At 49.5% G+C, this 20,503-nt stretch carries 25 protein-coding genes, 1 tRNA gene and 1 pseudogene; 6 read left to right on the forward strand and 21 right to left on the reverse strand.

Annotation, left to right across the window (positions count from 1 at the left end):
• Window positions 1-76 precede the first annotated feature (76 nt).
• A tRNA-Val gene (locus DWX58_RS10210) sits at window positions 77-152 on the forward strand.
• Between the two features lie 164 nt (window positions 153-316).
• Here the strand turns inward: DWX58_RS10210 and DWX58_RS10215 are convergent.
• From DWX58_RS10215 to DWX58_RS10225, 3 genes are read right to left on the reverse strand one after another with little or no spacing between them, the layout of a single operon-like run.
• Window positions 317-1,732 carry a site-specific integrase gene (locus DWX58_RS10215; RefSeq protein ID WP_118643569.1) on the reverse strand — a complete coding sequence of 472 codons (1,416 nt, stop codon included), beginning with the start codon at window positions 1,730-1,732 and terminating at the stop codon, window positions 317-319.
• A complete protein-coding gene (locus DWX58_RS10220; protein WP_118643571.1) occupies window positions 1,690-2,895 on the reverse strand; it encodes a site-specific integrase in 1,206 nt (401 codons plus the stop codon). Before DWX58_RS10220 ends, DWX58_RS10215 begins: the two co-directional genes overlap by 43 nt.
• Before the next feature lie 4 nt (window positions 2,896-2,899).
• Window positions 2,900-3,205 carry a hypothetical protein gene (locus tag DWX58_RS10225; protein WP_118643573.1) on the reverse strand — a complete coding sequence of 102 codons (306 nt, stop codon included), beginning with the start codon at window positions 3,203-3,205 and terminating at the stop codon, window positions 2,900-2,902.
• Window positions 3,206-3,619: 414 nt separating this feature from the next.
• On the opposite strand from DWX58_RS10225, the gene DWX58_RS10230 reads away from it, so the two are divergent.
• Both DWX58_RS10230 and DWX58_RS10235 read left to right on the forward strand, forming a co-directional pair.
• Window positions 3,620-3,874, forward strand: a complete 255-nt coding sequence (locus tag DWX58_RS10230) for a hypothetical protein (protein ID WP_147382261.1) — start codon at window positions 3,620-3,622, stop codon at window positions 3,872-3,874.
• A 2-nt stretch (window positions 3,875-3,876) separates the two neighbouring features.
• Window positions 3,877-4,746: a zeta toxin family protein gene (locus DWX58_RS10235; protein ID WP_118643577.1), complete on the forward strand. Its 870-nt coding sequence runs from the start codon at window positions 3,877-3,879 to the stop codon at window positions 4,744-4,746.
• Window positions 4,747-4,794: 48 nt separating this feature from the next.
• On the opposite strand, the gene mobP3 is transcribed toward DWX58_RS10235, so the two are convergent.
• From mobP3 to DWX58_RS10255, 4 genes are all read right to left on the reverse strand, one after another.
• Entirely contained in the window at window positions 4,795-6,567 is a 1,773-nt protein-coding gene (mobP3, locus tag DWX58_RS10240; protein WP_118643579.1) for a MobP3 family relaxase, read from the reverse strand.
• A complete protein-coding gene (locus tag DWX58_RS10245; RefSeq protein WP_118643581.1) occupies window positions 6,564-6,974 on the reverse strand; it encodes a hypothetical protein in 411 nt (136 codons plus the stop codon). Before DWX58_RS10245 ends, mobP3 begins: the two co-directional genes overlap by 4 nt.
• A 198-nt stretch (window positions 6,975-7,172) precedes the next feature.
• The gene (locus tag DWX58_RS10250; RefSeq protein ID WP_118643583.1) at window positions 7,173-7,829 is read right to left on the reverse strand and encodes a helix-turn-helix domain-containing protein; all 657 of its coding nucleotides are present in this window, start codon (window positions 7,827-7,829) and stop codon (window positions 7,173-7,175) included.
• Window positions 7,826-8,041, reverse strand: coding sequence for a helix-turn-helix domain-containing protein (locus tag DWX58_RS10255; protein WP_118643585.1), 216 nt, complete (start codon window positions 8,039-8,041; stop codon window positions 7,826-7,828). Before DWX58_RS10255 ends, DWX58_RS10250 begins: the two co-directional genes overlap by 4 nt.
• 131 nt (window positions 8,042-8,172) lie before the next feature.
• Between DWX58_RS10255 and DWX58_RS10260 the strand changes: the two genes are divergently transcribed.
• The gene (locus tag DWX58_RS10260; protein WP_118643587.1) at window positions 8,173-9,246 is read left to right on the forward strand and encodes a DUF6076 domain-containing protein; all 1,074 of its coding nucleotides are present in this window, start codon (window positions 8,173-8,175) and stop codon (window positions 9,244-9,246) included.
• Window positions 9,247-9,482: 236 nt separating this feature from the next.
• On the opposite strand, the gene DWX58_RS15900 is transcribed toward DWX58_RS10260, so the two are convergent.
• Window positions 9,483-9,614, reverse strand: a complete 132-nt coding sequence (locus tag DWX58_RS15900) for a hypothetical protein (protein ID WP_279229864.1) — start codon at window positions 9,612-9,614, stop codon at window positions 9,483-9,485.
• Here DWX58_RS15900 and DWX58_RS10265 point away from each other — a divergent pair.
• A pseudogene (locus DWX58_RS10265) lies at window positions 9,610-10,016 on the forward strand (hypothetical protein); the annotation flags it as partial. The gene DWX58_RS15900 and the pseudogene DWX58_RS10265 overlap by 5 nt on opposite strands.
• Window positions 10,017-10,242: 226 nt before the next feature.
• Here the strand turns inward: DWX58_RS10265 and DWX58_RS10270 are convergent.
• The 9 genes from DWX58_RS10270 to DWX58_RS10305 form a co-directional block, all read right to left on the reverse strand.
• Window positions 10,243-11,751, reverse strand: coding sequence for a recombinase family protein (locus tag DWX58_RS10270; protein ID WP_118643589.1), 1,509 nt, complete (start codon window positions 11,749-11,751; stop codon window positions 10,243-10,245).
• Window positions 11,752-11,840: 89 nt separating this feature from the next.
• Window positions 11,841-12,017, reverse strand: a complete 177-nt coding sequence (locus tag DWX58_RS15400; protein ID WP_167541534.1) for a hypothetical protein — start codon at window positions 12,015-12,017, stop codon at window positions 11,841-11,843.
• Between the two features lie 133 nt (window positions 12,018-12,150).
• Window positions 12,151-12,354 carry a hypothetical protein gene (locus DWX58_RS10275; RefSeq protein ID WP_238078031.1) on the reverse strand — a complete coding sequence of 68 codons (204 nt, stop codon included), beginning with the start codon at window positions 12,352-12,354 and terminating at the stop codon, window positions 12,151-12,153.
• Window positions 12,355-12,861: 507 nt separating this feature from the next.
• On the reverse strand, window positions 12,862-13,284 hold the full coding sequence (locus DWX58_RS10280) for a sigma-70 family RNA polymerase sigma factor (protein WP_199648759.1): 423 nt from the start codon (window positions 13,282-13,284) through the stop codon (window positions 12,862-12,864).
• Window positions 13,285-13,802: 518 nt separating this feature from the next.
• On the reverse strand, window positions 13,803-14,510 hold the full coding sequence (locus tag DWX58_RS10285) for a hypothetical protein (protein ID WP_015515118.1): 708 nt from the start codon (window positions 14,508-14,510) through the stop codon (window positions 13,803-13,805).
• Window positions 14,503-15,426 (reverse strand): ABC transporter ATP-binding protein, encoded by a 924-nt coding sequence (locus DWX58_RS10290; protein ID WP_117614004.1) that lies wholly within the window; start codon window positions 15,424-15,426, stop codon window positions 14,503-14,505. The genes DWX58_RS10285 and DWX58_RS10290 overlap by 8 nt, the downstream gene beginning before the upstream one ends.
• Before the next feature lie 98 nt (window positions 15,427-15,524).
• The gene (locus DWX58_RS10295) at window positions 15,525-16,466 is read right to left on the reverse strand and encodes an ATP-binding protein (protein ID WP_118643593.1); all 942 of its coding nucleotides are present in this window, start codon (window positions 16,464-16,466) and stop codon (window positions 15,525-15,527) included.
• Window positions 16,463-17,152, reverse strand: coding sequence for a response regulator transcription factor (locus DWX58_RS10300; protein ID WP_028088182.1), 690 nt, complete (start codon window positions 17,150-17,152; stop codon window positions 16,463-16,465). The genes DWX58_RS10295 and DWX58_RS10300 overlap by 4 nt, the downstream gene beginning before the upstream one ends.
• Window positions 17,133-17,330 (reverse strand): helix-turn-helix domain-containing protein, encoded by a 198-nt coding sequence (locus DWX58_RS10305; protein WP_015515114.1) that lies wholly within the window; start codon window positions 17,328-17,330, stop codon window positions 17,133-17,135. The genes DWX58_RS10300 and DWX58_RS10305 overlap by 20 nt, the downstream gene beginning before the upstream one ends.
• 147 nt (window positions 17,331-17,477) lie before the next feature.
• Here DWX58_RS10305 and DWX58_RS10310 point away from each other — a divergent pair, with 147 nt between their 5' ends.
• Entirely contained in the window at window positions 17,478-17,843 is a 366-nt protein-coding gene (locus DWX58_RS10310; RefSeq protein WP_199648761.1) for a helix-turn-helix transcriptional regulator, read from the forward strand.
• Between the two features lie 169 nt (window positions 17,844-18,012).
• On the opposite strand, the gene DWX58_RS10315 is transcribed toward DWX58_RS10310, so the two are convergent.
• The 4 genes from DWX58_RS10315 to DWX58_RS10330 form a co-directional block, all read right to left on the reverse strand.
• The gene (locus DWX58_RS10315) at window positions 18,013-19,428 is read right to left on the reverse strand and encodes a relaxase/mobilization nuclease domain-containing protein (RefSeq protein ID WP_118643595.1); all 1,416 of its coding nucleotides are present in this window, start codon (window positions 19,426-19,428) and stop codon (window positions 18,013-18,015) included.
• Window positions 19,429-19,507: 79 nt separating this feature from the next.
• Entirely contained in the window at window positions 19,508-19,798 is a 291-nt protein-coding gene (locus tag DWX58_RS10320; protein ID WP_005927606.1) for a CD1845 family protein, read from the reverse strand.
• Between the two features lie 175 nt (window positions 19,799-19,973).
• The gene (mobC, locus tag DWX58_RS10325) at window positions 19,974-20,315 is read right to left on the reverse strand and encodes a plasmid mobilization relaxosome protein MobC (protein ID WP_005927607.1); all 342 of its coding nucleotides are present in this window, start codon (window positions 20,313-20,315) and stop codon (window positions 19,974-19,976) included.
• Window positions 20,315-20,497, reverse strand: a complete 183-nt coding sequence (locus tag DWX58_RS10330) for a DUF4316 domain-containing protein (RefSeq protein ID WP_003500078.1) — start codon at window positions 20,495-20,497, stop codon at window positions 20,315-20,317. Before DWX58_RS10330 ends, mobC begins: the two co-directional genes overlap by 1 nt.
• Window positions 20,498-20,503 lie beyond the last annotated feature (6 nt).

The following is a 20,503-nucleotide window of genomic DNA, read 5'->3' on the forward strand; positions in this document are numbered from 1 at the left end:
GAAAAGAAGCAGAAAAAAGTTGTGAGAATAGGGTTGACAAAATCAGAAAGACTTGGTACAATAATCTACGCTGTTTGGACGATTAGCTCAGCTGGTAGAGCATCCGCTTGACGTGCGGGAGGTCACAGGTTCAAGTCCTGTATCGTCCACCATCAAAACCGCTATTTTCGAGAGAAAATAGCGGTTTTTTCTAACTTTTTCGCCCACTTTCCTCTCCCCTACATTTCCTCCGGTCATCTTTGACCACACAACAGCCACAGACAGACAAAAAGCCGCCCTCCAGAAGTGCTTTTTTCGGAGGGCGGCGTTCTCTTTTTCAGCCCGCTTTCTTCTTGGCCCGAAGGGGTTCCAGCTCTCTTTTCATCTCCTGAATCAGCTCTGTCAGCTTTTGCTCACACTCCTCCTCGGTTGAGGCATAAACATTTCGTGCGATGCGTTTTCCATTGACCTTGGGGGAGTACCGGCCTTCCCAGAGATGGTCATTGATCTGGGTCATGCACCCCGTTCCCGGCTTGCGGTACTTTCCCTTCACCGCCTGAAAGTCCGTTGCCTTCGGTCTCTTCTGATGCTCCGGCTTGAGAGGCGGCTCTACACCGGCGATTCCCCGATCAATGCGGTCGGCGGCTCTCTGCCGCATTTCATCGGTCACATGGGCGTAGACATTCAGGGTCGTGGCGCTGGACACATGGCCGATGATGGCGGACAGGGTCTTGATGTCCATCCCATGCTCCAGGGCGTTGGTGGCAAAGGTATGGCGCAAATCGTGGAACCGCAGATGCTTACATCCCGCCCGTTTCAGCACAACGGCCAGCTTTTTCCGCACCGCCGCCGGGTCCAGGGGAGAATCCGCTTTCTTCGGCGACGGAAACATCCAGCGGGAGGAGCAGCTTTTACGGTAACGCGCCAGAACATTCAGGATAGGCCCCGGCAGGATCACACTCCGGCTGGAGGTTCTGGTTTTGGGCGTTGAGACTACCAGCTCTCCTTTGATTCGCTGCACCTGCCGCTCTATCCGCAGCACCCCCGTTCGGAAGTCCAGGTCATCCCACTGCAGGGCCAGGATCTCGCCCCGCCGCAGGCCGGTAGACAGCTCCAGCAGCAGCAGCTCATAGCACCCGTCCTCTTTGGCCTGAATGAGCAGGCACTGGATTTCTTCTCCGGTCAATACAGCCATTTCCCTGGGACGGGTGGCTGGCGCTTTGCAGTTTGCGGCGGGGTTTTTCAGAATCAGCCCCTCTGCCACCGCCTTGTCCAGGGCCATGCGGCAGGTCACATGGCAGCTTTTCACCATGCGGTCGGACAGCCCCGGGCCGTACTGCTCCACCCGCCGGAGCCGCCCGCCCTGTTTCAGTCGGTGATAAAACTGCTGGAGATCGCTTTGGGTCAGTTGGGAAAGGGGGATGTGCCCCAGCTCCGGAATGATGTGCTGATAGATGCGGTTTTCGTAGTCCGCCTGGGTCTTGGGTTTAATAGCTGGCTTACAGTCCGTCTGATACCAGTGATCCAGCCAGGCACCGAAGGTCATGTCCCCCTTGGGCCGCTTCGGCTCTGTACCCTTGAGGCTCTCCTTCAGGGCCTTCAGCTTGGCCGCGCACTCCCCCTTGGTCTTAGCCAGCACATTTTTCGTCTTTGGATGGCCCTTTTCATCATAGCCCACCACATACCGCCCCTCCCAGCGGCCGTCCTTTCTCAGGTGGAGACTGCCGTCTCCCCGCTTTCGCTGCTTTGCCACAGTTCCACCTCCTCTCCCAACGGCTCTGTCATGAAGCCCCCTACGATTTCAGCGGCATTACGGTGCATATCCCCAGTCACATGGGTATACGTGTCCAGGGTGAAGCTGGCCTTCGTGTGGCCCAGGATACCGGACAGGGTCTTGGCATCCACCCCGCTGGCCAGGGCGTGTGTAGCGAAGGTGTGGCGCAGGTCGTGGAAGCGAAGATCAGGTAGCCCGGCCTCCTCCAATAAACCTTTCAGACGCCGGTAGGCACTTCCTGGACTGACCGGATGCTCTGGACAGAAAGGATTCGAGAAGATCCACTCCGTCAGGGCGGACTTTTTTCGCTCCCGCAGAAGCTGGGCTGTGCTGGAGGGAAGCAAAATCGTTCGGGTTCCCGCATAGGTTTTGGTCGTCCCTTCCTCCACCCCACCGCCCTTCCGGGCGTGGATGGTACGGCATACATTTAATGTTCCGGCCTCTTCATCAAAGTCGGACCACTTGAGGCCGCACAGCTCGCCTCTCCGCAGTCCGGTGGTCAGTTCCGTGAGGAAGAAGTCCCGCCAGATCCAATCTTGTTGGGCCGCCGCTTTGAAGGTATCCAGCTGATCATGGTTGAGAATTTTCTTTGCTTGACTCACAGCCTTGGGCGGCGTAACCGCATCAGCCGGATTAGAGGGAAGCAGTCCATTCTCAGCTGCAGTTCTCAGCGCATGGTGGATGATGTTGTGGATGCTGCGGACGGTGGTCGGGCTCAGCCCGGCCGCATGGCTTCTGCTTTTGATTCGTCCTTGCTCCAGAAGTTTTTGATAGAGGGAATGCAAATCCACCGCAGTGACTTTCCTCAGCGGTTTTGCTCCCAAATGCGGCTTGACATGGTTATTCAAGTCTCTTTGATATCCTTCCAGAGTGCTCTCCCGAATGGTTCCTTTGATATATTCCTCCAACCACTTGTCCAACCACTGGGACAGGGTCATGCTGCTCTCCTCGGTCAGATCCACACCCTGATAGGCGTTGATGTTCTGCCGGAGCTTGGCAGTCAGCTCCTTCTGGGTGTCGGCGTAGATGTAGCGAAATATGGAGTCGCCGTTTGCCTTGTGACCGACGACGATACGGCCCTCCCAGCGGCCATCCTCCCGCTTGCGCACCATGCCGTCTCCGGATGGTCTGCGCTTTCCCATAGTTTCATTCCTCCTCTCTCATCTGGCGGCAGACGCGCTCTGTCTCCTCCTCGTCGAAGGAGTACAGGCCGTCCGCCTCCAGTTCCTTGCTCAGTCCCCAGGCCAGTTTGAACCCGGCGATGAAACTGGCCTGGGAGGTTTCTTCTTTCAGTAGATTCTGCGTGTCAACCAGGTGCATGAGTTTGCGCCGCTGCAGCTTGCCCAGGCAGTCCCGCACCTCCTGGCGGGTGTTCTCGATGTCTTCTTCCAATTCACTGAAATCCGGCTCCCGGTAGAACCGCTGGTGCAGGGCTCTCATGTAGTCGTTCATGTGCACCGCCTCCTTTGCAACAACACACAATACCGAACTACCGAGAGAATAGCCAGGGCTTTTGACCACAATTATCAGATTGTTATCATTTCGGAGATATTTTCTTTCTTTGTTATACACTGTACTAAAATTGCCCACTGTATTCGGTTTGCAACAGCCAAGTTCTTATGCTACAATGCATATATCAATAAACTTCTGCAGGAGGAGGTTTTTAAATGCCCCATTCAATTGACCAGTCCATCCGATCCGCCGAGTTGTCCTTGCAGATGGAAGGACTTTCAGTATCAGATTCCTGCAAAGAACTTTGCCGCAGACTCCTTTCCGGTGAAATTACGCTGGAGCAATACTTGTTCTGTGTCAAGTAGTTTTTTATTTTTACAATTTGCGCATATGAATAACAAGGAGGTCGTTCGTGTGAGCAACTATGAGTTTTCTCTTCGACAGGAAGTTCTGCTTGAAAAGGGAGCAGATATTCTCGGAACACTATTTCATTTTGCCCGAAGCAACCACATTTCTCTTTCTGACCCAAAAGATCCTGTTAATGTTGTATATGGATTGGTATGGGACGCTAAAAGCAATATTCTGGGGGCATCTACGAAAGAAGAATTAGACCAAATTGAAATACAATTTGACTTTGCTCGCCGCTTTTATGCCGGAATTGGTAGCTGAGTATGATGCAGACAGAAAAGGAATTCCTATCCGATTATGCTCCCATTGATGTAGAAGCGGTAGTAGGCAGTGAGTTAAATCATGCAGCTAAGTATAAGTCCCATCCGAAACCTATAGCGGTACTTTTAGCAGGACAGCCTGGTGCAGGGAAAACAGTTCTTTCTGCAATGCTGAATAAACTTCTGCACGATGACGTCTATTTTATTAATGGAGATGAATACCGCCGCTTTCACCCAAATTACAGGAAGTTATTCGACACATATGGTTCAGACTCCGTTCAGATGACCAGTAAATTTTCCGGAGAAGTTACGGAACGATTGATTCAGCAAATTGCAGATCGGAAGGTCAATTTGATTATTGAAGGGACCGGGCGTACAACCGAGATTCCACATAAAACAGCCAAAGCACTTACAGAGAAAGGATATCGCGTCGAACTTGCCGTGATTGCCACCCGCCCAGAACAATCTTTATGTAGTACATTGCTGCGTTTCTATGAGATGAATGAAGGCGGGACAATTCCTCGGGCAACCGCAGCCGAGGCACACGACTACATTGTTAACGTGTTGCCTGGGAATCTTGATACGCTTTATAACGATTCCATGATCTCTAAAATCACCATTTGGGATAGAACACCCGAAAAGGTGTACGATAGTGAAATGGATTATGAGTCTCCGTCTGAAGCACTACGAGAGTATTGGTTCCGGCCATGGTCAGACGAAGAGTACCGGCATATAACACAAATCGTAGACCTCCTACGAGGTAAGGAAGCCCAGTATCATTTAGGACAGAGTGCTGCTATCGATGAATTGGAGCGGAGAGTTCAAAACATATCATCGGATCTCGAGCACTCATTTGATAATTTGTCTCTATAATATAATATTGATTCCAGATCCTCCGTGTCCGGAGGATCTGTTTTTATGTTACATAGACATTTGGGGGCCTGTATTCTCGTGGTCATCCGGCTTGTGGCCCATCGCAATCTTCTTCTCCTGGATCTTCCGCCTGAGTTTTCGATCCACCTGCTGCCCCGTCGGGACGGCAGGTGGCACGGAGTTGTCCTGGAAGATCCGGCCCATATGGTGGAGCAGATTTGTGACGGCAAGAAGCACAGTGGGCCTAAGGCTGTCATTGAAGTGGTCCAAAAGAAACTGAGCGTACTCGTTTCCCTGGAAGGCAGACTCTGAGAGCCAGCTGTACGCCTGCTCCCGGTCCTGTGCCACTTCTTCCCCCATCAGATACAGCTTACCCAGTGTGTACTGCGCGTACTGGTTGCCCTGTTCGGCACCTTGGGTCAGATACTCCAGCGCCTTAGCCACATCCTTTTGCACCTGCTCTCCCTGGAGATAGAGCTTGCCAAGCTGGTATGCCGCATACGAATTACCCTGCACCGCCGCTTTCTCATACCAGGACACCGCTTCGTCGATTCTCTTCTGCCTTTGCAGCAGCTTGCCCAGCGCGTACTGGGAGAAGTCATGACCAGCTTCCGCGCCACATTGAAACCACAGCTCCGCTTTTTTGTCATCCGGCAGGACGCCACGCCCATCCCGCCAACACTTGCCCAGCTGATGCGCGGCAATGGTGAAGCCTGCGTCCCAGAGCTGTTCCAGCACTTGCACCTGTTCCGCTTTTTCCTCCTCTGTGTTTTCATAGACCGACAGAATTTCTTTCGCGTTCTGATAGGTCTCCGCCATCTCCCACCGGGATGACCAGGCGTGGAACACAGCATCCTGGTCTTCGTCCACTTCATCCTTCATCTGCGCATCCTCAAAGGTGAATACACCCAGTTGGAGATTGTCTGCTTCCCGTATGACCAAGTTCTTGATGGCTTTGAACTCCGGTTGCTGAGACAGCGATTTATGCTCTCTTGGCGTGTCCTTGTAGTACCGCTCCAGTTCATCCCGCAGCCGGTTCCAGTGGTCATAGCATTCCGCCACTTGCGGGAGCTTGCCCAGCTCATCCACGATGGCGTCCACCTGGGCCTTCACCGGCTTTTTCAGATAGCCGTACACCTTTTTGCCTTTCACTTCCGACAGCGTTCCTGCCAGCGTTTCCATCTGTTCGGCAATGACCGGACTGTCACATAGTCCGGACTTCATTTCCCGGACGAGCTGACCCATGGCTTCCATAGCTGTATCCCGCACCTCTTGATAGGACAGATCCTTTTCCTGATAGAGTGACATCAGCTCGTCCTGAAAAATATCATTGGACAGTTGAGAGCGTATCTGCTCAATGCCACGCTCGGTCAGGTAACCATGCTTTGGATTATCGGACCATGCCATCATGTGAATATGCGGATGGTGCTTCTCATCGTGGAAGGCGGCGCACCACCGAAAGCTGCTGGGCGGAATTTTCATCGCCGTTGCCAGTTCTATCTGGTGAGCCAGCAGCAATCTGCGCCAGCTATCACCGTTCTCATACCCCAGCCGTGCAGCATCTTCTCGCTTCAGAGAATAGACGAAGGTCCACACCGGACCAGCGTGTGCATTGATCTCTTCCATAGTTTGCTCCAGATCCGCAGCACCGTCCGCAGCGAACAGACCATGAGAGCGGGGACGCTCGGCCATGTATTCCAAGTAGCCACTTGCCGCAGGTTCAATCATTTCTACACCATCCCGAGTGGCAATGTACTCGGCGTAGTGTCCACCGCCGTTGCCGGGCCTGATGTAGCCGGACTTTTGAATGAGGCCGTTCATTCCGTAATCTCCTTTTGGAAGCGGAACGCATCCTCGAAATCAATTTCCCCGTTGGTCTCTTTCACATTTTTCACACAGCGGACCCGGAGTTTTTGTAACTGATCCAGATCTACATTGCTCTGGTAGGCAACCAGGTTTGCCATGATATCCTGGTCCACCGACAACTTGAACAGTAGGTGGCCCATGCGTTTTCCGAAGGCTCCTAACTTTCCCTCCAGCACATCAGAGAGAACTCGGGGCAGGTAGGCATCTGCATGCTGCGTATCCAGGTATCCGGAGTAGAACCGGACCGCCTTCTCTATGTACTCACTCTGGCTTTTACAGTTGTCCTGTTTGTAGTGAGTCTCCACTTCTCTCTTAGCCTCCGGCGTGATCCAGAGGGCAAACTTTTCTTTTCCGATTACCATACTTTGAAACCTCCTTTTTTCGTAGGAACGCCCCCGTCCCCCTCTGAAACTGCCCGCACTGCGGGCAGTTGTGGTTCTGCCGAGGGGCACATGACCCCGGCAGTTTCTCCTGCTCTTCCACAAAATGCCCTGCGCTCTTCTCCAGGCCCGGCGGCGGGCAGGGACTCTGCCCAGCCTTGAAATGTGGCACACAGCGCCTTACAGCGGGCTACATGGGGTATTCTTGCTCTGTTGCTGCATGAGCGTCCGTTCTTCCAATTGAAGCATCTGCTGCTGGTAACAATGGTCCATGGCCGCTTGGATTGGCAGGATGGTGTACAGGTTGTTGCCATTTCGTTTCATCCCCTGTCTGTCGACGTAGGTCGTGTTCTCCACCATGATGAATTTTCTGTCCACCAACTTTGTGATATGTTTCATCACAGTAGCCACCGTAAGATGCACAGCTTCCGAGATGGTACGGTAACTTGGATGGCATTGATGCGTGCGGCGGTCTTCGCAGTAGAGCAGATAGGCGTAGACTGTGATCGCACCGTGACCGGTATTCAGAAAGAACAGTTCATTGGGCAGAGAGAAAAAATACTTACTGGCATTCTTGAACATGGGAACTCCGTTTTCATTGATCAGTCCGCGATGGTTCAGTTGATCGAGCTGCTCCATGGCCATATCCACACTCATGTGCAGTTGGACTGCGATCTCATCCGCACCTGGTACCGCAAAATTTTTGCGGTGCGTATGGAGATAGCAGAGATAGGCAAGGATAGCAAAGCCCTGTGGCTTCAGTTCCCAGTTCCAAACATCATTTGGCATTTGGAAGCGGCATTGTTTGGAATCACGCAGACGGAAAAGTGTATTCATTTGCAATTCCCTCCCTCCGTGTGTTCAGTCACCCATTGGATGAACTGTTCCTTGGGCACCACCATGCGGCTCCCGATGCGCAGCACTGGGAATCCTGGTTCATGCATTAACTCATACGCACTGGACGGTGATACGCCCAGCACCTGCGTCACCATTTCCGAATTGAGAAACAGCGGCAGATCATCATAGCTTTTATAGACCGATTTTTTCATGTATCATTACCTCCGATTGACTTATTTGATTCTATCTGATACGATGGTAACAAAGCTCAAACAAGAGTTCAATGGTTTCAGGGCAGGTTGGGTAAATCCCAAAAGTCTATCGGCTACAAACAGGAGGCCACATGAAAAACGAGCCACTTGATACAGAGGATATTTTTACGGATGCAGTAGATGCTTTTACGGCACTCTTCTACAGCGACCGCATTTTTATTGGTGAACGTGAATATCCAATTGGGCAGTGTATGGTAGACATTTTGAACTTGGAGGAGTCGGAATTGCTTCGGCTCGATCAAAGTCTGCTGGATGTTTATCACGCTATACAATCTGTGTGGCAGGAAGACACACAGGAATCCGTGGAGCGAGCACAGAAAAAACTACAGGAAGTTTGGCTTCTAGTGTCCGCACTTCCGGTCTATCGGGATCTGAATATTGACTGGTCACAGCCACTTTTCCAAAACGCTGACCTGCTGGAAACATTTTGGGGTGGGATTCGTTATCTGCCCAGTGAAGCTAGAGCAGAAGTAGAAATGCGTTTGCGTGGCATAGTAGGTATAACGGAAATCTTGCGCGTGTTTCGAAAACAGATTTCTCTGATGCTGGACAGTTACTTTGAACCCTTGGAGCGGAGAAATTCCGAGGCCTACGCAGTAGGCGTTTTTCAGTTTTATAGCGACATGATGACAGCCAAGGTTATAAACCATGATGAGGAGCCTTTCGACCACTGCTTCCCGCTCAAAGTAGCTTTTGTACCCATGATGTCTCCCACGGGTGAGGACAAAATTATTTTGGTTGAACAGACGGAGTTCCCTGGTTTGATCAGCTTTTTAGAAGTGGAGTTCTATCGAGGGCTGGCTGTGGGGAATGTGCCGCGCCGCTGCCACAACTGCGGAAAATATTTTCTCCTGACCGCAGGCTACAACACCTGCTACTGCAACAACATTGCTCCAGGTGAGACAGAGCGCACCTGCCGGAAGGTAGGCGCGCACCGGAAGGAGGCCCAGGGTAAGGCGAACCGCACTCCGGCCCAGGTGGAATACGACCGCACCTATAACCGTTTGAAGCAGAGGAAGAACCGTAGAAAGATTAGTGTGGATGAGTGGAACTCTTCTGTAGCTAGAGCACAGGACTTGCTAAGGCGCTCTGAATGCGGTGAGTTAAGTGACATGGAATTAAAAAAACAGCTAGAAAGTCTGTAACAAAATATAGGCCGGCAGGAACTATCCTGCCGGCCACATTAATTGTGCACGAAACGTATTTCTTTATTATACACTGTATCAAAATTGTTTTGCTCTCGCTACCTATCAAATTATGATATGAACTGTCTCAAAAATCCAATAGTGTAAAATAATTATGCCCAGAGGTTCTAGGCGAACGGTTTCTCTGGAAAACGGTCTATAAAATCACTATGTTGTGTAAGTATCCAGCCGCTTGCTTATCGCAGCGCGTGCGTTTGAATCGCCGCTTCCGCCACAGCTTTGGCAACACGGTCTGTAACTCGATTATCAAATGCGGATGGAATGATATATTCTGCACGCAATTCATTGTCAGCTACAATAGCGATCATGGCGGCTCTGGAGCAAAAGCCCGCTGACTTCCCGGCGTTTCTGCCGCTCATGGAGTAGTCCGGCTTTCAAGTGAAGCATGGAAGGGGTGGCGCGATCTCGTTCCTAGCCCCTGGCAGGATAAGTACACCCGTCTGTGAGCATCCACCCTGGACCCCGGTTTCGATCCCGATGACATCCAGGCGGCAAAGGCGGCTATGAGTGAGCTTTTGGGCGGGGCAAAGCTCCCCAAAATGGACACGCTGAAAAAGCAGCGCCGGGAGCTCTCCGAAAAGAAAAAGGCCCTCTATGCGGAATACCGCAAGGCCCAGGCGGATATGCGGCAGGCCGTGGCAGTCAAGGCGAATATCGATCACCTGCTCAGCCACGCGGACGAGCAAAAAAATAAGGCCCAGGAGCGTTAGCTCCGGGCCGCCGACAACAGGCGCTTGCGCCGGGACTTCTGGACAAAGTGTCCAGAAGTTCAGCGGGTTTGGGGAACTCCCCAACAAGCATTTTCACGGGCCTGCGGCCTGTGAAAATTTCGGAGTGTGGCCACACCCGAATTGCTTGCCAAAACTGCGCAAAACATCGGTGTACAAGGGGTACAAACAAGATAAAATAGAAATGAGGGGCGATAGAGCGGGAATGTCAGATTTTCCACTCTATCTGAACACGGTCGCTGGTGGCCTTGATTGTAGAGATCAAACCATCGGCGGCTTTTCTTTTGTCGTCAAAATCTATGCTGTCCCAGTTATCGAGATAATAGGATAACTTCTTTATCTGCTGGGGAGATATGGTTTCAACGCTCAATTCGGCGATTGCTTTTGAAATGGTCTGGCGTCGGGTGTCCAGTTCTTCAATTTTTTTGTTGGCGTAGGCAAGCAAGGTCGCATTGGCTCCGGTCAGCGTATCCAGCAGCTTTTCAATTTCTGCCTCCACCTGTGCCAGCTCCACTTGATAGGCGGTCAGTTTCGGATTGACTTTTTCCTCTCTGCCGTGGAGTATCTGAAAGTCTTTGAACTTTTCCTGCATGGCCGAGAAAATGAATTGCTCAAATTCTTCTTTGCGGATTTTCCCGCAGCCCGGACAGCCTTTGTTTTCCGTCCGTTTGGTACAGCGGAAATATCCGGTGCTGTTTGGTACATGGGTGGCTTTCAGAGCATACCCACAATGCCCGCATTTGATTTTTCCGGCCAGCCAAGTGTTCTTCGGTTTCCGTCCCTGCTGGAAGGTGGTATTTTCCATAAGTTTTTTCCGGCATTTCAGCCATGTGTCAGAGGAAATGAGTGCTTCATGGGGAGCGATAACAAGTATCTGGTCTTTTAAGCACCTGTCCTTGTCCTCTTTCACATCCCGCCCCTGATAGAGATAGCAGCCGTTTGTTCCGGCAAAGTCAGAAGCGTCATTGACAATCGCTGCACCCTGACTCTTGAAAAATTCGTACAGCTCCAAATCGGCCTGTGCGTAAACGGGGTTTCTTAAAAGCTGGGAAAGAAATGTACGGAACATGGATTTTCCATAAATTTTTATGTCATGTTCCTCGAAGTATCGGGTAATATCTCCGAAGGAGGTTTCCGGTTCAGCGTACATTTCAAACATCAGCCGAACATGGTCGGCGGCTACGGGGTCGGCAACCATTTTCTTTGTGCGGATACCCTCTACCACAGTAGGCTCTAACTGATAACCGTATGGCGCCTGCCCGCTCATGTGAAAGCCTTTCAAGCAACGGGAATAGTAGGCGTCCGTGACGCGTTTCTGGATTGTCTCACGTTCAAGCTGGGCGAATACAATGCAGATATTCAGCATGGCCCGGCCCATCGGGGTCGAAGTATCAAACTTTTCCGTGGATGATACAAACTCCACATCGTACTCTTGAAACAGCTCCATCATCGTTGCAAAGTCCAGAATAGAGCGGCTTATACGGTCCAGCTTGTACACGATGACCCGCCGGACCTTTCCTTTGCGGATCTCGCCCAGCAGCTTTTGAAACTCCGGTCTGTCCGTATTCTTACCGGAATAGCCTTTGTCCTTAAATACCCGGCAGCTCCCGCCTTTCAATTCATACTTGCAAAAGTCGATCTGACTTTCAATGCTGATACTGTCCTTGCGGTCTACTGACTGTCTTGCGTAAATACAATCTTCTCTGATAAATTCCATATTGGGCTCCTTTCCTTGCTGGAATGGAGCTACCAACCTTACAACTATATTATACCATCAGCAGCCCCGGACAACAATGTTGCGAATGATTAGGGAAACCTGTCCCCATATTTGCTGAACACCTCAAAAAGGCAGCGCTCAATTTCTTTTTTGCGCTGTTCTTTCTCCTTCGGTGGAAGCACCGGCGTGAGGCTTTCCAGCACAATGATCTTCCCTTGAAATGCGACAGACTTTGTTTCTCGTTCATAAGTGACAGCTTGCGTCATTGAAAACCTCCTTTGCGAAAGTGCGTGTATATGCCAGCCTTTCCCGCTTGTCCTGTGGGGAAATGTCAAAAGACGGCACCCAGCAGGTGCCGCCCTTTGAGCTTTCTCCACTTCGGGTCAATGTGGCCCGAGGTCAGCAAGGACTGGAAAGGTACTTTTCTTTGGCGTCCTCCACGCTGTTGAGGTCAAATATTTCATAAAGTTGCCCCACAACTCGCCGTATATCCTTCTTTGAAAATCCGCAGTTCTCCATTGCCATAATGACATAACCACGGCAGGCGTCATTGCTCCATTCGTCCGGTTCCAAGCCGGGGATCATTCCAAACGCATTTCCCATAAAGTGCTCCTCTTTTGAAAAGATGGGGAGCCACGCCGGATCGGTTGGCCTATCATCAGACAGCATTGCCGGGGGCTCCCCATAGGTTTTCATTTCATTTCAGACACACCGGACGGACATAGGCTTCATGCCCCATAGTATTTCAACTCTCCCCATTCTGATGGCAAGGCGTTCTCATTGCCTGCGACGGCTCACGGCTTGCAAGACCGCTTCAACGCTCGGACTGTGACTAAACGCAAGTATCCGGGTTCTGCGCCTGTTCCGGTGGAGCCAGCCTTGCCCCACCTATGGCATGGACCTGTTCGCTCGCTCAGTTTTACAAAGACTGTATTCTCTGAAATCTGAGGTCATGGCGGGTCTGTCACACAGCGCGTTCCCCTTCGTATCCGGGTGTCTTTTTATTCAATTTTCAATCTGCATGAGGCTTGTCTGAACCTCGGGCCATTGTGACCCGAAGTGTTTTACCTCTCATAAGCCATTTCATTTTCCGGCCTAAATCGGTACGCCTTACAAAGAATTTTTCAAAATTTTTTCTAAGCGACGCAGACCTCGCTCGATTGCGACACGAACTACTTTTTCATGGACGCCCTCTGCCCGGGCAATGTCCTGTTTGGTCATGCCGAGAATGAAATGGGCGTAAATCCGTTTTGCCTGTTTGTCTGGCAGACTGATAATCGCTGCGTGAAGTTCCTGCATGGTCACTTTCCGCTCATACAGTTCATGGGGAGATAAAGCGACAAAGACAGCCTCATGCTCCAGCCCGTCATCCCGATCAAGGGAATAGTAGGCTTTGTGGCGGTATGTACGCAGCCGATAAGCAGCCTCTTTACGATCAAACTCTTTGAACATTTCTGCAACTTCTTCCGATACTTCCATGAAGCAATCCGATGTATAGAATGGGTAATAGTCCCGCAAATTGATAATAGCCATATTGACCTCCGTTTCGGTTGTTGGTTGACGAGTGACCGAAACGAAGGCGGCGGGGAGCGGCACCGGGGAATGACTTCGGGCCAACAAGACCCGAAGCAGCCCCATAAGAACACAAAAGCGCCCGGGCGGCATGAAGCCACACGGACGCATGAAATGACATGATAGTTAAAGTTCCAACAAATTTCACATACATAGCCGGAATAACCCGGAGGGGGAGCTATGCTTTTTTTAACTGATGTAGGTCATGGGTACTGTGAAAAAAGACAAAAATAGACACGGCGGCAATCCTCCTATATGCCGCCGTGGATTTGCACGGTGTTAGGTCGTCGTTGGTTTAGGATAAATGAAAAGAAACGGCGGCTCTGATTTTTCTCAAAGCCGCCGCTTCATAGGCGCATGGAAATGTGTCTGCTGGACGACGGCTTTTTTTCTTTTGCCGTCGCCCGGCAGTTTAATAACTATTTAATATCAATTTATAATTGGCATCACTATAAGAACTTTCCTTTTCATCGAGCATTTTAGTTCAAATCCTTAGTTTCCACATTGTAAATCGAGAGAAACGCAAAGATTAAGGAAAGTACCATAAGTACAACAGGAAGAATGGCATTATCCGCCAAAGAAAAATCGCCCACATTAGCCTGTGTCAAAAAAATCAGCAGAAAAGATGATACGATGGTAGCTTTTGAGGACTTCATAGCCATACCAATAAACAAGGCGATAAAACTCATGGTTACAATGACAACGGACTTTAAGAGTAACTGAATATAGAACCCCATACTTGCCATGTTGTAGTCCAGTGGGAATGAGGAAACCATGAATTGTGAACCAAGTAAAATGCAGCCGTAAATCAATAGTTTTGTCAGCACCAGAGCCACGAAATTGAAAATCCATACAGCTAACATTTGAGAAACGAGAATTTTCTGTCGCTTAATTGGATACGAAAACATTAAGTTCATGGTTTTGTTTTTATAGGCGCTCACAATGTATGTGGACAACATGACACTGGTAAACACCAGAAAAGCCATGCTTGTAAACAGCTCGATAGAGGAAGAAATCGCACTGTTACCCGGCGCCGCATCAGGAACACCCGTATCAGGATCATTGGCAATTCCCAAATAGCAAAGGGCAAATATGAACAGGCAGATCAGAGCCGACATGATAACCACATTGCGAATGTACTTGCCTACATTATTCTTTTTCCATTCCAGCCTAATGAGTTTAAGCATGATATTTCACCTCCCCGGTCAGCTTCAAGAAGTAGTCCTCCAGCGTTTCAGATTTCTTTCCAATGCTCACAACTTCAACATCATTCAGAGCCAGTATTTTCGTCAACTGCTGGGTAGACGCTGCATGGTCATATATGCGAATTTTACCGCTGTCAAGAATTTTAAAATTTTGCAGACCCAACTTTTCAGTCAAGACATAGGCAGCCCGCTTTTCATCCGTGACAGAAAGCTCCACATAATTGAGGTTCATTTCCTCAATATCTTGCATACGAATTTCTTTCATCATTTTTCCGTGATGGATAATAGCAACGGTATCCGCAATACTCTCCACTTCAGATAAAATGTGACTTGAAATCATAACGGTAATACCGTACTCCGAACAAAGTGTTTTTAATAAATCACGGATTTGTTTCATTCCTGCTGGATCAAGGCCGTTTGTGGGTTCGTCGAGAATAAGCAGTTCCGGCTTGCACATAATGGCTCTTGCAATTCCGAGGCGTTCTTTCATGCCGAGGGAATAGTTCTTGACCGGCTGATCGGCTGCTGATGTCAAGTCCAGCATTTGCAACGCACTTTCAACACTGTCAACATTGTAATAGCCCATATACTCACAATGAAGCTGTAAGTTCTCACGCCCGGTCATGTGGTCATAAAAGGTGGGAAACTCGATGATACTTCCCATTCTTTTTAAGACTTCATAGGATTTTGGAGTCAATACCTCTCCAAACACCTCAATAGTCCCACTGGTAGGTTTCCAAAGGTTAGTAATCATCTTCATCACTGTGGTTTTACCAGCTCCGTTAGGACCAAGAAAACCATAAATTTCCCCTTTGGGAATATGAATATTAACATCAGCGACAAGTGCCTTACTACCGATCTTTTTAGAAAGACCACTTGTTTGTAAAATAAATGGCATTGTCTTGCCCTCCTTTCTACTGACATTATAGAAAGTTCGATTTTCAAAACTCTTGAATAATTCTTACAAATTTCTTTCTTGAAAAAATGACCTATGGTTTAATAGGCCATTTTCTTGAGCGTAATAGTGAAAACTGTTTTCTGGTGCGGTTGACTTTCTAAAGTAATATCGCCACCGAGTTGCAAGGCAAGATTTTTCGCAATCGTCAGTCCAAGACCATTTCCCTGCATAGCACTATTTCTGGAATCTTCCATCATAAACAGCCGATCAAAAACCGAATCGGCAAATTCTTTTTCAATTCCACGGCCCCTGTCCACAATGTCTATATAGATATGTGCCTGATCTGCCCGCAAAAACATACCTAAATATTTTCCATCGCCGCCATAGCGAATTGCATTGGAAATCAAATTGAACATAATTCTTTGCAACGCATCTTTATTGGCATTTGCATACAATACATGATCGGGTATGTTAATTTCCACTTCAAAATTTTTTTGTGAAAGGAGTTCATAGAAATCCAAAATATTTTCCCGGCAGGCTTCGTTCACATTCAAACGCTCCAATGGCATATCTGTATCGCCAGCCTCTAATTTAGCAAGCGTAAAGAATTGTGTAATCAATCCCATTACCCGCTGGGCAGTGCTTTCTACCTTTTGCAACATTTCATTGCTTTGGGTTCCGTTCAAACGCATAATCTCCAAATAGCCAAGAATCACTGTCATGGGAGTTTTAATGTCGTGGGAAATGTTAGATAACATCTTTTTGGATGCCATTTCAGCCCGCCGATACTCAACTTTTACTTTTTGCCGATCTTCCAACATTCGATTGATTTGTGTTGCAAGCTCTATCAGTGCCTTATTATCGGTAAAGACTGTCACTTTTTCGTCGCTGTCGGTGTCAAGAAGTTCTTTCAATTTGCTGCTGATCTCATGTATTTTTGCTTTTGTTCCGTTATGGAATACAAACTGCTGGTACACAATGATACAGATTAAAATCATAATACAGAGGGTTAGTAAAAAGATAATTGTCGCATTGCTCATTTCTGTTCTCCCAGCTTATAGCCAATTCCCCATACAGTTATAACAACTTGTGGCTTTCGTGGATCATCCTCAATTTTCGTTCGTAAACGGCTGATGTGAACATTGACGGCATTTTCATCCCCCATATAGGCATCATTCCAAATTAAAGAATAGATTTGAGCCTTTGTGTAGACCCTTTGTGGGTTTTCCAGAAGCAGCCGTAAAATATCAAATTCTTTTGCGGTCAGTTCGATAATCTCGCCTGATTTTGTGACGGTGTGATTTTCCAAGTTCATAACCAATGGGCCCCACACAAGTTTCGTTTGCTCTGGCTGTACGGCAGCATATTCGGTATTTCTCCGTATGTTTGCTTTAATACGCGCCATAACCTCTGTTATGGAAAACGGTTTTGTAATATAATCATCCGCACCGAGGCCCAAACCTAAAGTTTTGTCGGAATCCGAATCCTTTGCAGAAATGATGATAATTGGCACCGTACTTTTTTGACGAATATACTTCATTACATTCATACCTGTAATTTTGGGAATCATCAAATCCAACAAGACGATACTATAAGAACCAATGTCGAAAGCCTCACATGCCTTTTGACCATCGGTAGCGCAGACAACTTCAAAATTTTCTGCTATAAGATAGCTACATAACATTTCACTTATTTCTATATCATCTTCAATTAAGAGAATCTTCATTATTCTTTTTTCCTTCCTTTCTGCGCCTATCAGTCGGCTTCTCCGCAGTTTTAGGGAGCAGCCAAACACCGGCCATTTTCACAGCACCGGGGATACGCCCACCAGCACAATAATAATTTACCCTACGAGGTGTCACGCCCCACTTCTCGGCGGCCTCTTTCAATGTCATATAGTCCATTTCGCACCTCCACAGAGTACATTATAGTTCTTTATCTCGAACAATACAAGTTGGAGGCTGCATATTGATGAAACGAAATACTACCTTGTGTAAAATCTCATTACATTCTCATAACCCGACCCGAAATGTACAATGATATAGGGTGATATGAAAATGGACCAAGAAGAAAGAAGGTTTGACTTTCACGGCCTCGGGGCGGCTCTCAAACGAGCCAGAGAAGAAAAGGGATGGACACAAGCCTATGTTGCGGAATTAGTAGACCGTGACTCCCGTACCATTATGAATATTGAGAACAAAGGTCAGTATCCCAGTTTCGACCTTTTTGTTAAACTCATTACCATGTTTGACGTTTCAGTTGACCAGTTTATTCATGCGGACGGAGGGGCAAGGTCAAGCTCTTGCAGAAAGCACATTGATGTACTCCTAAATTCTATGAATGAAAAAGAGCTTGTTGTAATAGAAGCCACAGCCGAGGGCATTAAGAAAGCCAGAGAAACGGAGGTTCCAGAATAAGGGCCTCTGTTTTTTTGCGCCATTTTAGGGGCTGTCGCTAAGTGGCAAGCAATGCCTCTGTGGCCACAAGTGGCACAAAGGCGGCTTGTTGGGGCTCGCCCCAAACCCGTATCTTCGGGCCAACATGGCCCGAAGTGTCAGCGTCGCTTTGCTCCTTGTTTTCATAACCTTAACGCTCCTTTTCCTGCTTTCTTCCCGGTTCGGTGTAGCCCATCAGAGTGTCAATGTTCGCTTTGATCGTGACGATCTCCTGCATATCCCGTCGTGCCTTTTGATATTCTCCATAGAGCTGTTTTTTCTTTGCTGTGAGCTTACGGCCTTCTTCCTTCAGCACATCCATTTTGGGGAGCTTCGCCCCGCCCAGCAGAGAGCGCATTTCCGCTTGTGCAGCCCGGTACAGTTCAAGGTCGGCCTCATGCTCCGCAAGGAATTTCCGGCTGTACTTCGTCGCCTTATACTGCTCAAAGACTGGACGGGTTTTGGCATACTGAACCGTTGCGGCCTTTAGCCCGGCATTGGTTTTCATGGCCTGTTCTGTCTGCTTGATCTGCTCGGAAATGGCATGGAAACGGTCTGCCGCCTCGGTGGCCTTCTGCGCCAACTGCTCATAATCGGTCAGGCCATTGTCCTGTATATAGGCAAGAGCGGCGGCCATCTGCTTAATGTTAAATACCTTCGCCCAGCGTTCATATCCCGGCCCTTTACCGGCAGCCAGCTTCGCTTGAATATCCACCGCCAGACTGATTTTCCGCTCCGAGCGCCCGGAGCGTTTTTCTTTACCCTCAATGGCGGCCAGAACATCTTGCAAGTCGTAGCCGTCCCCCAGCGTGGAGGCACGCAGACGGGTGAAGCGTTCCTGTCCCTGTCCGGTCAGCCGGAAGCTGATACCGCCGCCCCGAACCGTCTTGACCTCATACCCGGCCCGTTTCATCAGGGCAAGAAATTCATCCAGATCGGCGGGGCGTTCCGCCAGTACAGTATCAATGGTAAGGCGCAGCCTGTCCTGATAGGAAAGCGGCCCTTTTCGTTCTTTCTGCCATTCTCCATAATTCCGATACTTACCCTTGCTCCGGGGCTTCGGGTTCTCCACAATGGACAGCCCGTTTTCAAGACACAGCCTGTCAGAGAGCCGACGGAGGGCAAAGCTGGAGCCCCAAAAGTTTCGGAATTTCCGGGTGCAGTCAAGGGTGGTGGAGTTGTAATAAATGTGACAATGGATGTGCTGCTTATCGGTGTGCGTGGTAACGATAAAAGCGTGCCGCCCCTTTGTCCAGCGCATAGCCAGCTCATAGCCGATACGGTTCGCCTCCTTCGGGGTGATCTCGCCCGGATAGAAGGATTGTCGTATCTGATAGCACAGCACATTATTTTCTTTCTTCTGTTCCCGGCCCGTCATAGCGGCATAGCTGGCCTTTGCCAAAAGGAACTCGTCCGCCACGGTGGCCGGATCACATTCATAAGCGGAGATATACTTTCCGCTTTCTGTTTTCTCCGGGTCCTTGCCATAGTCCAGACAATCCCGGATAGCCTCAGCAATCGTTTCGCCTTCGCCCGCATGGCGCTGTAACAAAGTTGTGGTAGCCAAAAATCATTCCTCCTTTCCATGAGAAAGGGGCGGCCCATTCAGACCGCCCCGACTTCGGGCCAGTATGGCCCGAGGCTGCTTAACTTGCCAGAAACCGGTACAGAGCGGATTTGCCTCCGTCCAGCGCCCAAAGAAGGGAGCCCGCCGCCGCTTGCAGTCCATACGGCGAAAGAAGGAAGGCAAGAAACAGAAATACAATCCCGCCTATGGGCGTCGGCGTGAAAAAGAGAGCGACACCCAGCACCGTCAGGATCACAGAGGCAATCGTCAGCAGGACGGCACAAATATCAAATAGGAACACCAGCAGAGCCGCCAGAAGGGACAACGCTAAAGCAAAGGGAGCAACCAATATTTTCAGCAGTATCTTCATCTTCAAAACCTCCTTTATCTATCCTTCCTACCTCTATTTTATCATGCTTGCCCGGGGACATAAATGTTGCGAAAGATTAGTAAATCCTGTCCCAAACTTTTGGGTCATACTGGCCCGAAGTGGTAAAAAAAGAGCAGGGCGGCAAGCCCCGCAACGGAAGCCTGCCGCCCTCGTCTTACTTTGCCACCAGCTCGGAAAGCTCCCGCAGCACCTTTGACACCTCGCCCCACAGCTTTTCATAGTCCCGCTTCAATCCGTCGATTTCCTCCGGGTACACGCCATAGGTGTGTGCGTGTACGGCGACCTGATTGAGATTGTTGGAACAGCGCCGTTGCAGAGAGATCAGCTCTTTTACGGGCGTAAGGTCGATGTGCAGGATATACCCGTTCAGAGCCATTTTCCGTACATAAGCCCCGGCGTTGGAAATGCCCGCCTCGGCCATCCGCTCATGGATGGCCGCCAGCTCGTCCGGTGTTACCATGACGTGCAGATGGACATTCCGCTTGCGGTTCTCCATCAGCGTTCCAGCTCCCGGCCTTTCCGGCGTTCTTTGGGCTCCTTTACCTTATCCAGCGGTTTTGCGTCCAACTCCGGGGGCGTGGGCGGGATGGGCGTGTTGTTGGGTACGCCGTCGATCATGTTGCAGTTCTGCTCTGTGGAGAGCTCGGCGGTTTTCAAATAGTTGTCTTTTTCGTGCATGGCGAT

This window comes from Pseudoflavonifractor sp. AF19-9AC (assembly GCF_003478995.1).
Taxonomy (GTDB): Bacteria; Bacillota; Clostridia; order Oscillospirales; family Oscillospiraceae; genus Lawsonibacter.

Excerpts from the sequence above, each read along its gene's own strand:
- DWX58_RS10330 (WP_003500078.1), bottom strand. The coding sequence starts at position 20,497 with ATGCACGAAAAAGACAACTATTTGAAAACCGCCGAGCTCTCCACAGAG.
- DWX58_RS10320 (WP_005927606.1), bottom strand. The coding sequence starts at position 19,798 with ATGAAGATACTGCTGAAAATATTGGTTGCTCCCTTTGCTTTAGCGTTG.
- DWX58_RS10305 (WP_015515114.1), bottom strand. The coding sequence starts at position 17,330 with ATGGACTATATGACATTGAAAGAGGCCGCCGAGAAGTGGGGCGTGACA.
- DWX58_RS10295 (WP_118643593.1), bottom strand. The coding sequence starts at position 16,466 with ATGAGCAATGCGACAATTATCTTTTTACTAACCCTCTGTATTATGATT.
- DWX58_RS10250 (WP_118643583.1), bottom strand. The coding sequence starts at position 7,829 with ATGAATACACTTTTCCGTCTGCGTGATTCCAAACAATGCCGCTTCCAA.
- DWX58_RS10270 (WP_118643589.1), bottom strand. The coding sequence starts at position 11,751 with ATGGAATTTATCAGAGAAGATTGTATTTACGCAAGACAGTCAGTAGAC.
- mobC (WP_005927607.1), bottom strand. The coding sequence starts at position 20,315 with ATGGAGAACCGCAAGCGGAATGTCCATCTGCACGTCATGGTAACACCG.
- DWX58_RS10225 (WP_118643573.1), bottom strand. The coding sequence starts at position 3,205 with ATGAACGACTACATGAGAGCCCTGCACCAGCGGTTCTACCGGGAGCCG.
- mobP3 (WP_118643579.1), bottom strand. The coding sequence starts at position 6,567 with ATGAACGGCCTCATTCAAAAGTCCGGCTACATCAGGCCCGGCAACGGC.
- DWX58_RS10275 (WP_238078031.1), bottom strand. The coding sequence starts at position 12,354 with ATGGGAAATGCGTTTGGAATGATCCCCGGCTTGGAACCGGACGAATGG.
- DWX58_RS10280 (WP_199648759.1), bottom strand. The coding sequence starts at position 13,284 with ATGGCTATTATCAATTTGCGGGACTATTACCCATTCTATACATCGGAT.
- DWX58_RS10255 (WP_118643585.1), bottom strand. The coding sequence starts at position 8,041 with ATGAAAAAATCGGTCTATAAAAGCTATGATGATCTGCCGCTGTTTCTC.
- DWX58_RS10300 (WP_028088182.1), bottom strand. The coding sequence starts at position 17,152 with ATGAAGATTCTCTTAATTGAAGATGATATAGAAATAAGTGAAATGTTA.
- DWX58_RS10245 (WP_118643581.1), bottom strand. The coding sequence starts at position 6,974 with ATGGTAATCGGAAAAGAAAAGTTTGCCCTCTGGATCACGCCGGAGGCT.
- DWX58_RS10220 (WP_118643571.1), bottom strand. The coding sequence starts at position 2,895 with ATGGGAAAGCGCAGACCATCCGGAGACGGCATGGTGCGCAAGCGGGAG.
- DWX58_RS10260 (WP_118643587.1), top strand. The coding sequence starts at position 8,173 with ATGAAAAACGAGCCACTTGATACAGAGGATATTTTTACGGATGCAGTA.
- DWX58_RS15400 (WP_167541534.1), bottom strand. The coding sequence starts at position 12,017 with ATGACGCAAGCTGTCACTTATGAACGAGAAACAAAGTCTGTCGCATTT.
- DWX58_RS10235 (WP_118643577.1), top strand. The coding sequence starts at position 3,877 with ATGATGCAGACAGAAAAGGAATTCCTATCCGATTATGCTCCCATTGAT.
- DWX58_RS15900 (WP_279229864.1), bottom strand. The coding sequence starts at position 9,614 with ATGATCGCTATTGTAGCTGACAATGAATTGCGTGCAGAATATATCATT.
- DWX58_RS10310 (WP_199648761.1), top strand. The coding sequence starts at position 17,478 with ATGAAAATGGACCAAGAAGAAAGAAGGTTTGACTTTCACGGCCTCGGG.
- DWX58_RS10290 (WP_117614004.1), bottom strand. The coding sequence starts at position 15,426 with ATGCCATTTATTTTACAAACAAGTGGTCTTTCTAAAAAGATCGGTAGT.
- DWX58_RS10285 (WP_015515118.1), bottom strand. The coding sequence starts at position 14,510 with ATGCTTAAACTCATTAGGCTGGAATGGAAAAAGAATAATGTAGGCAAG.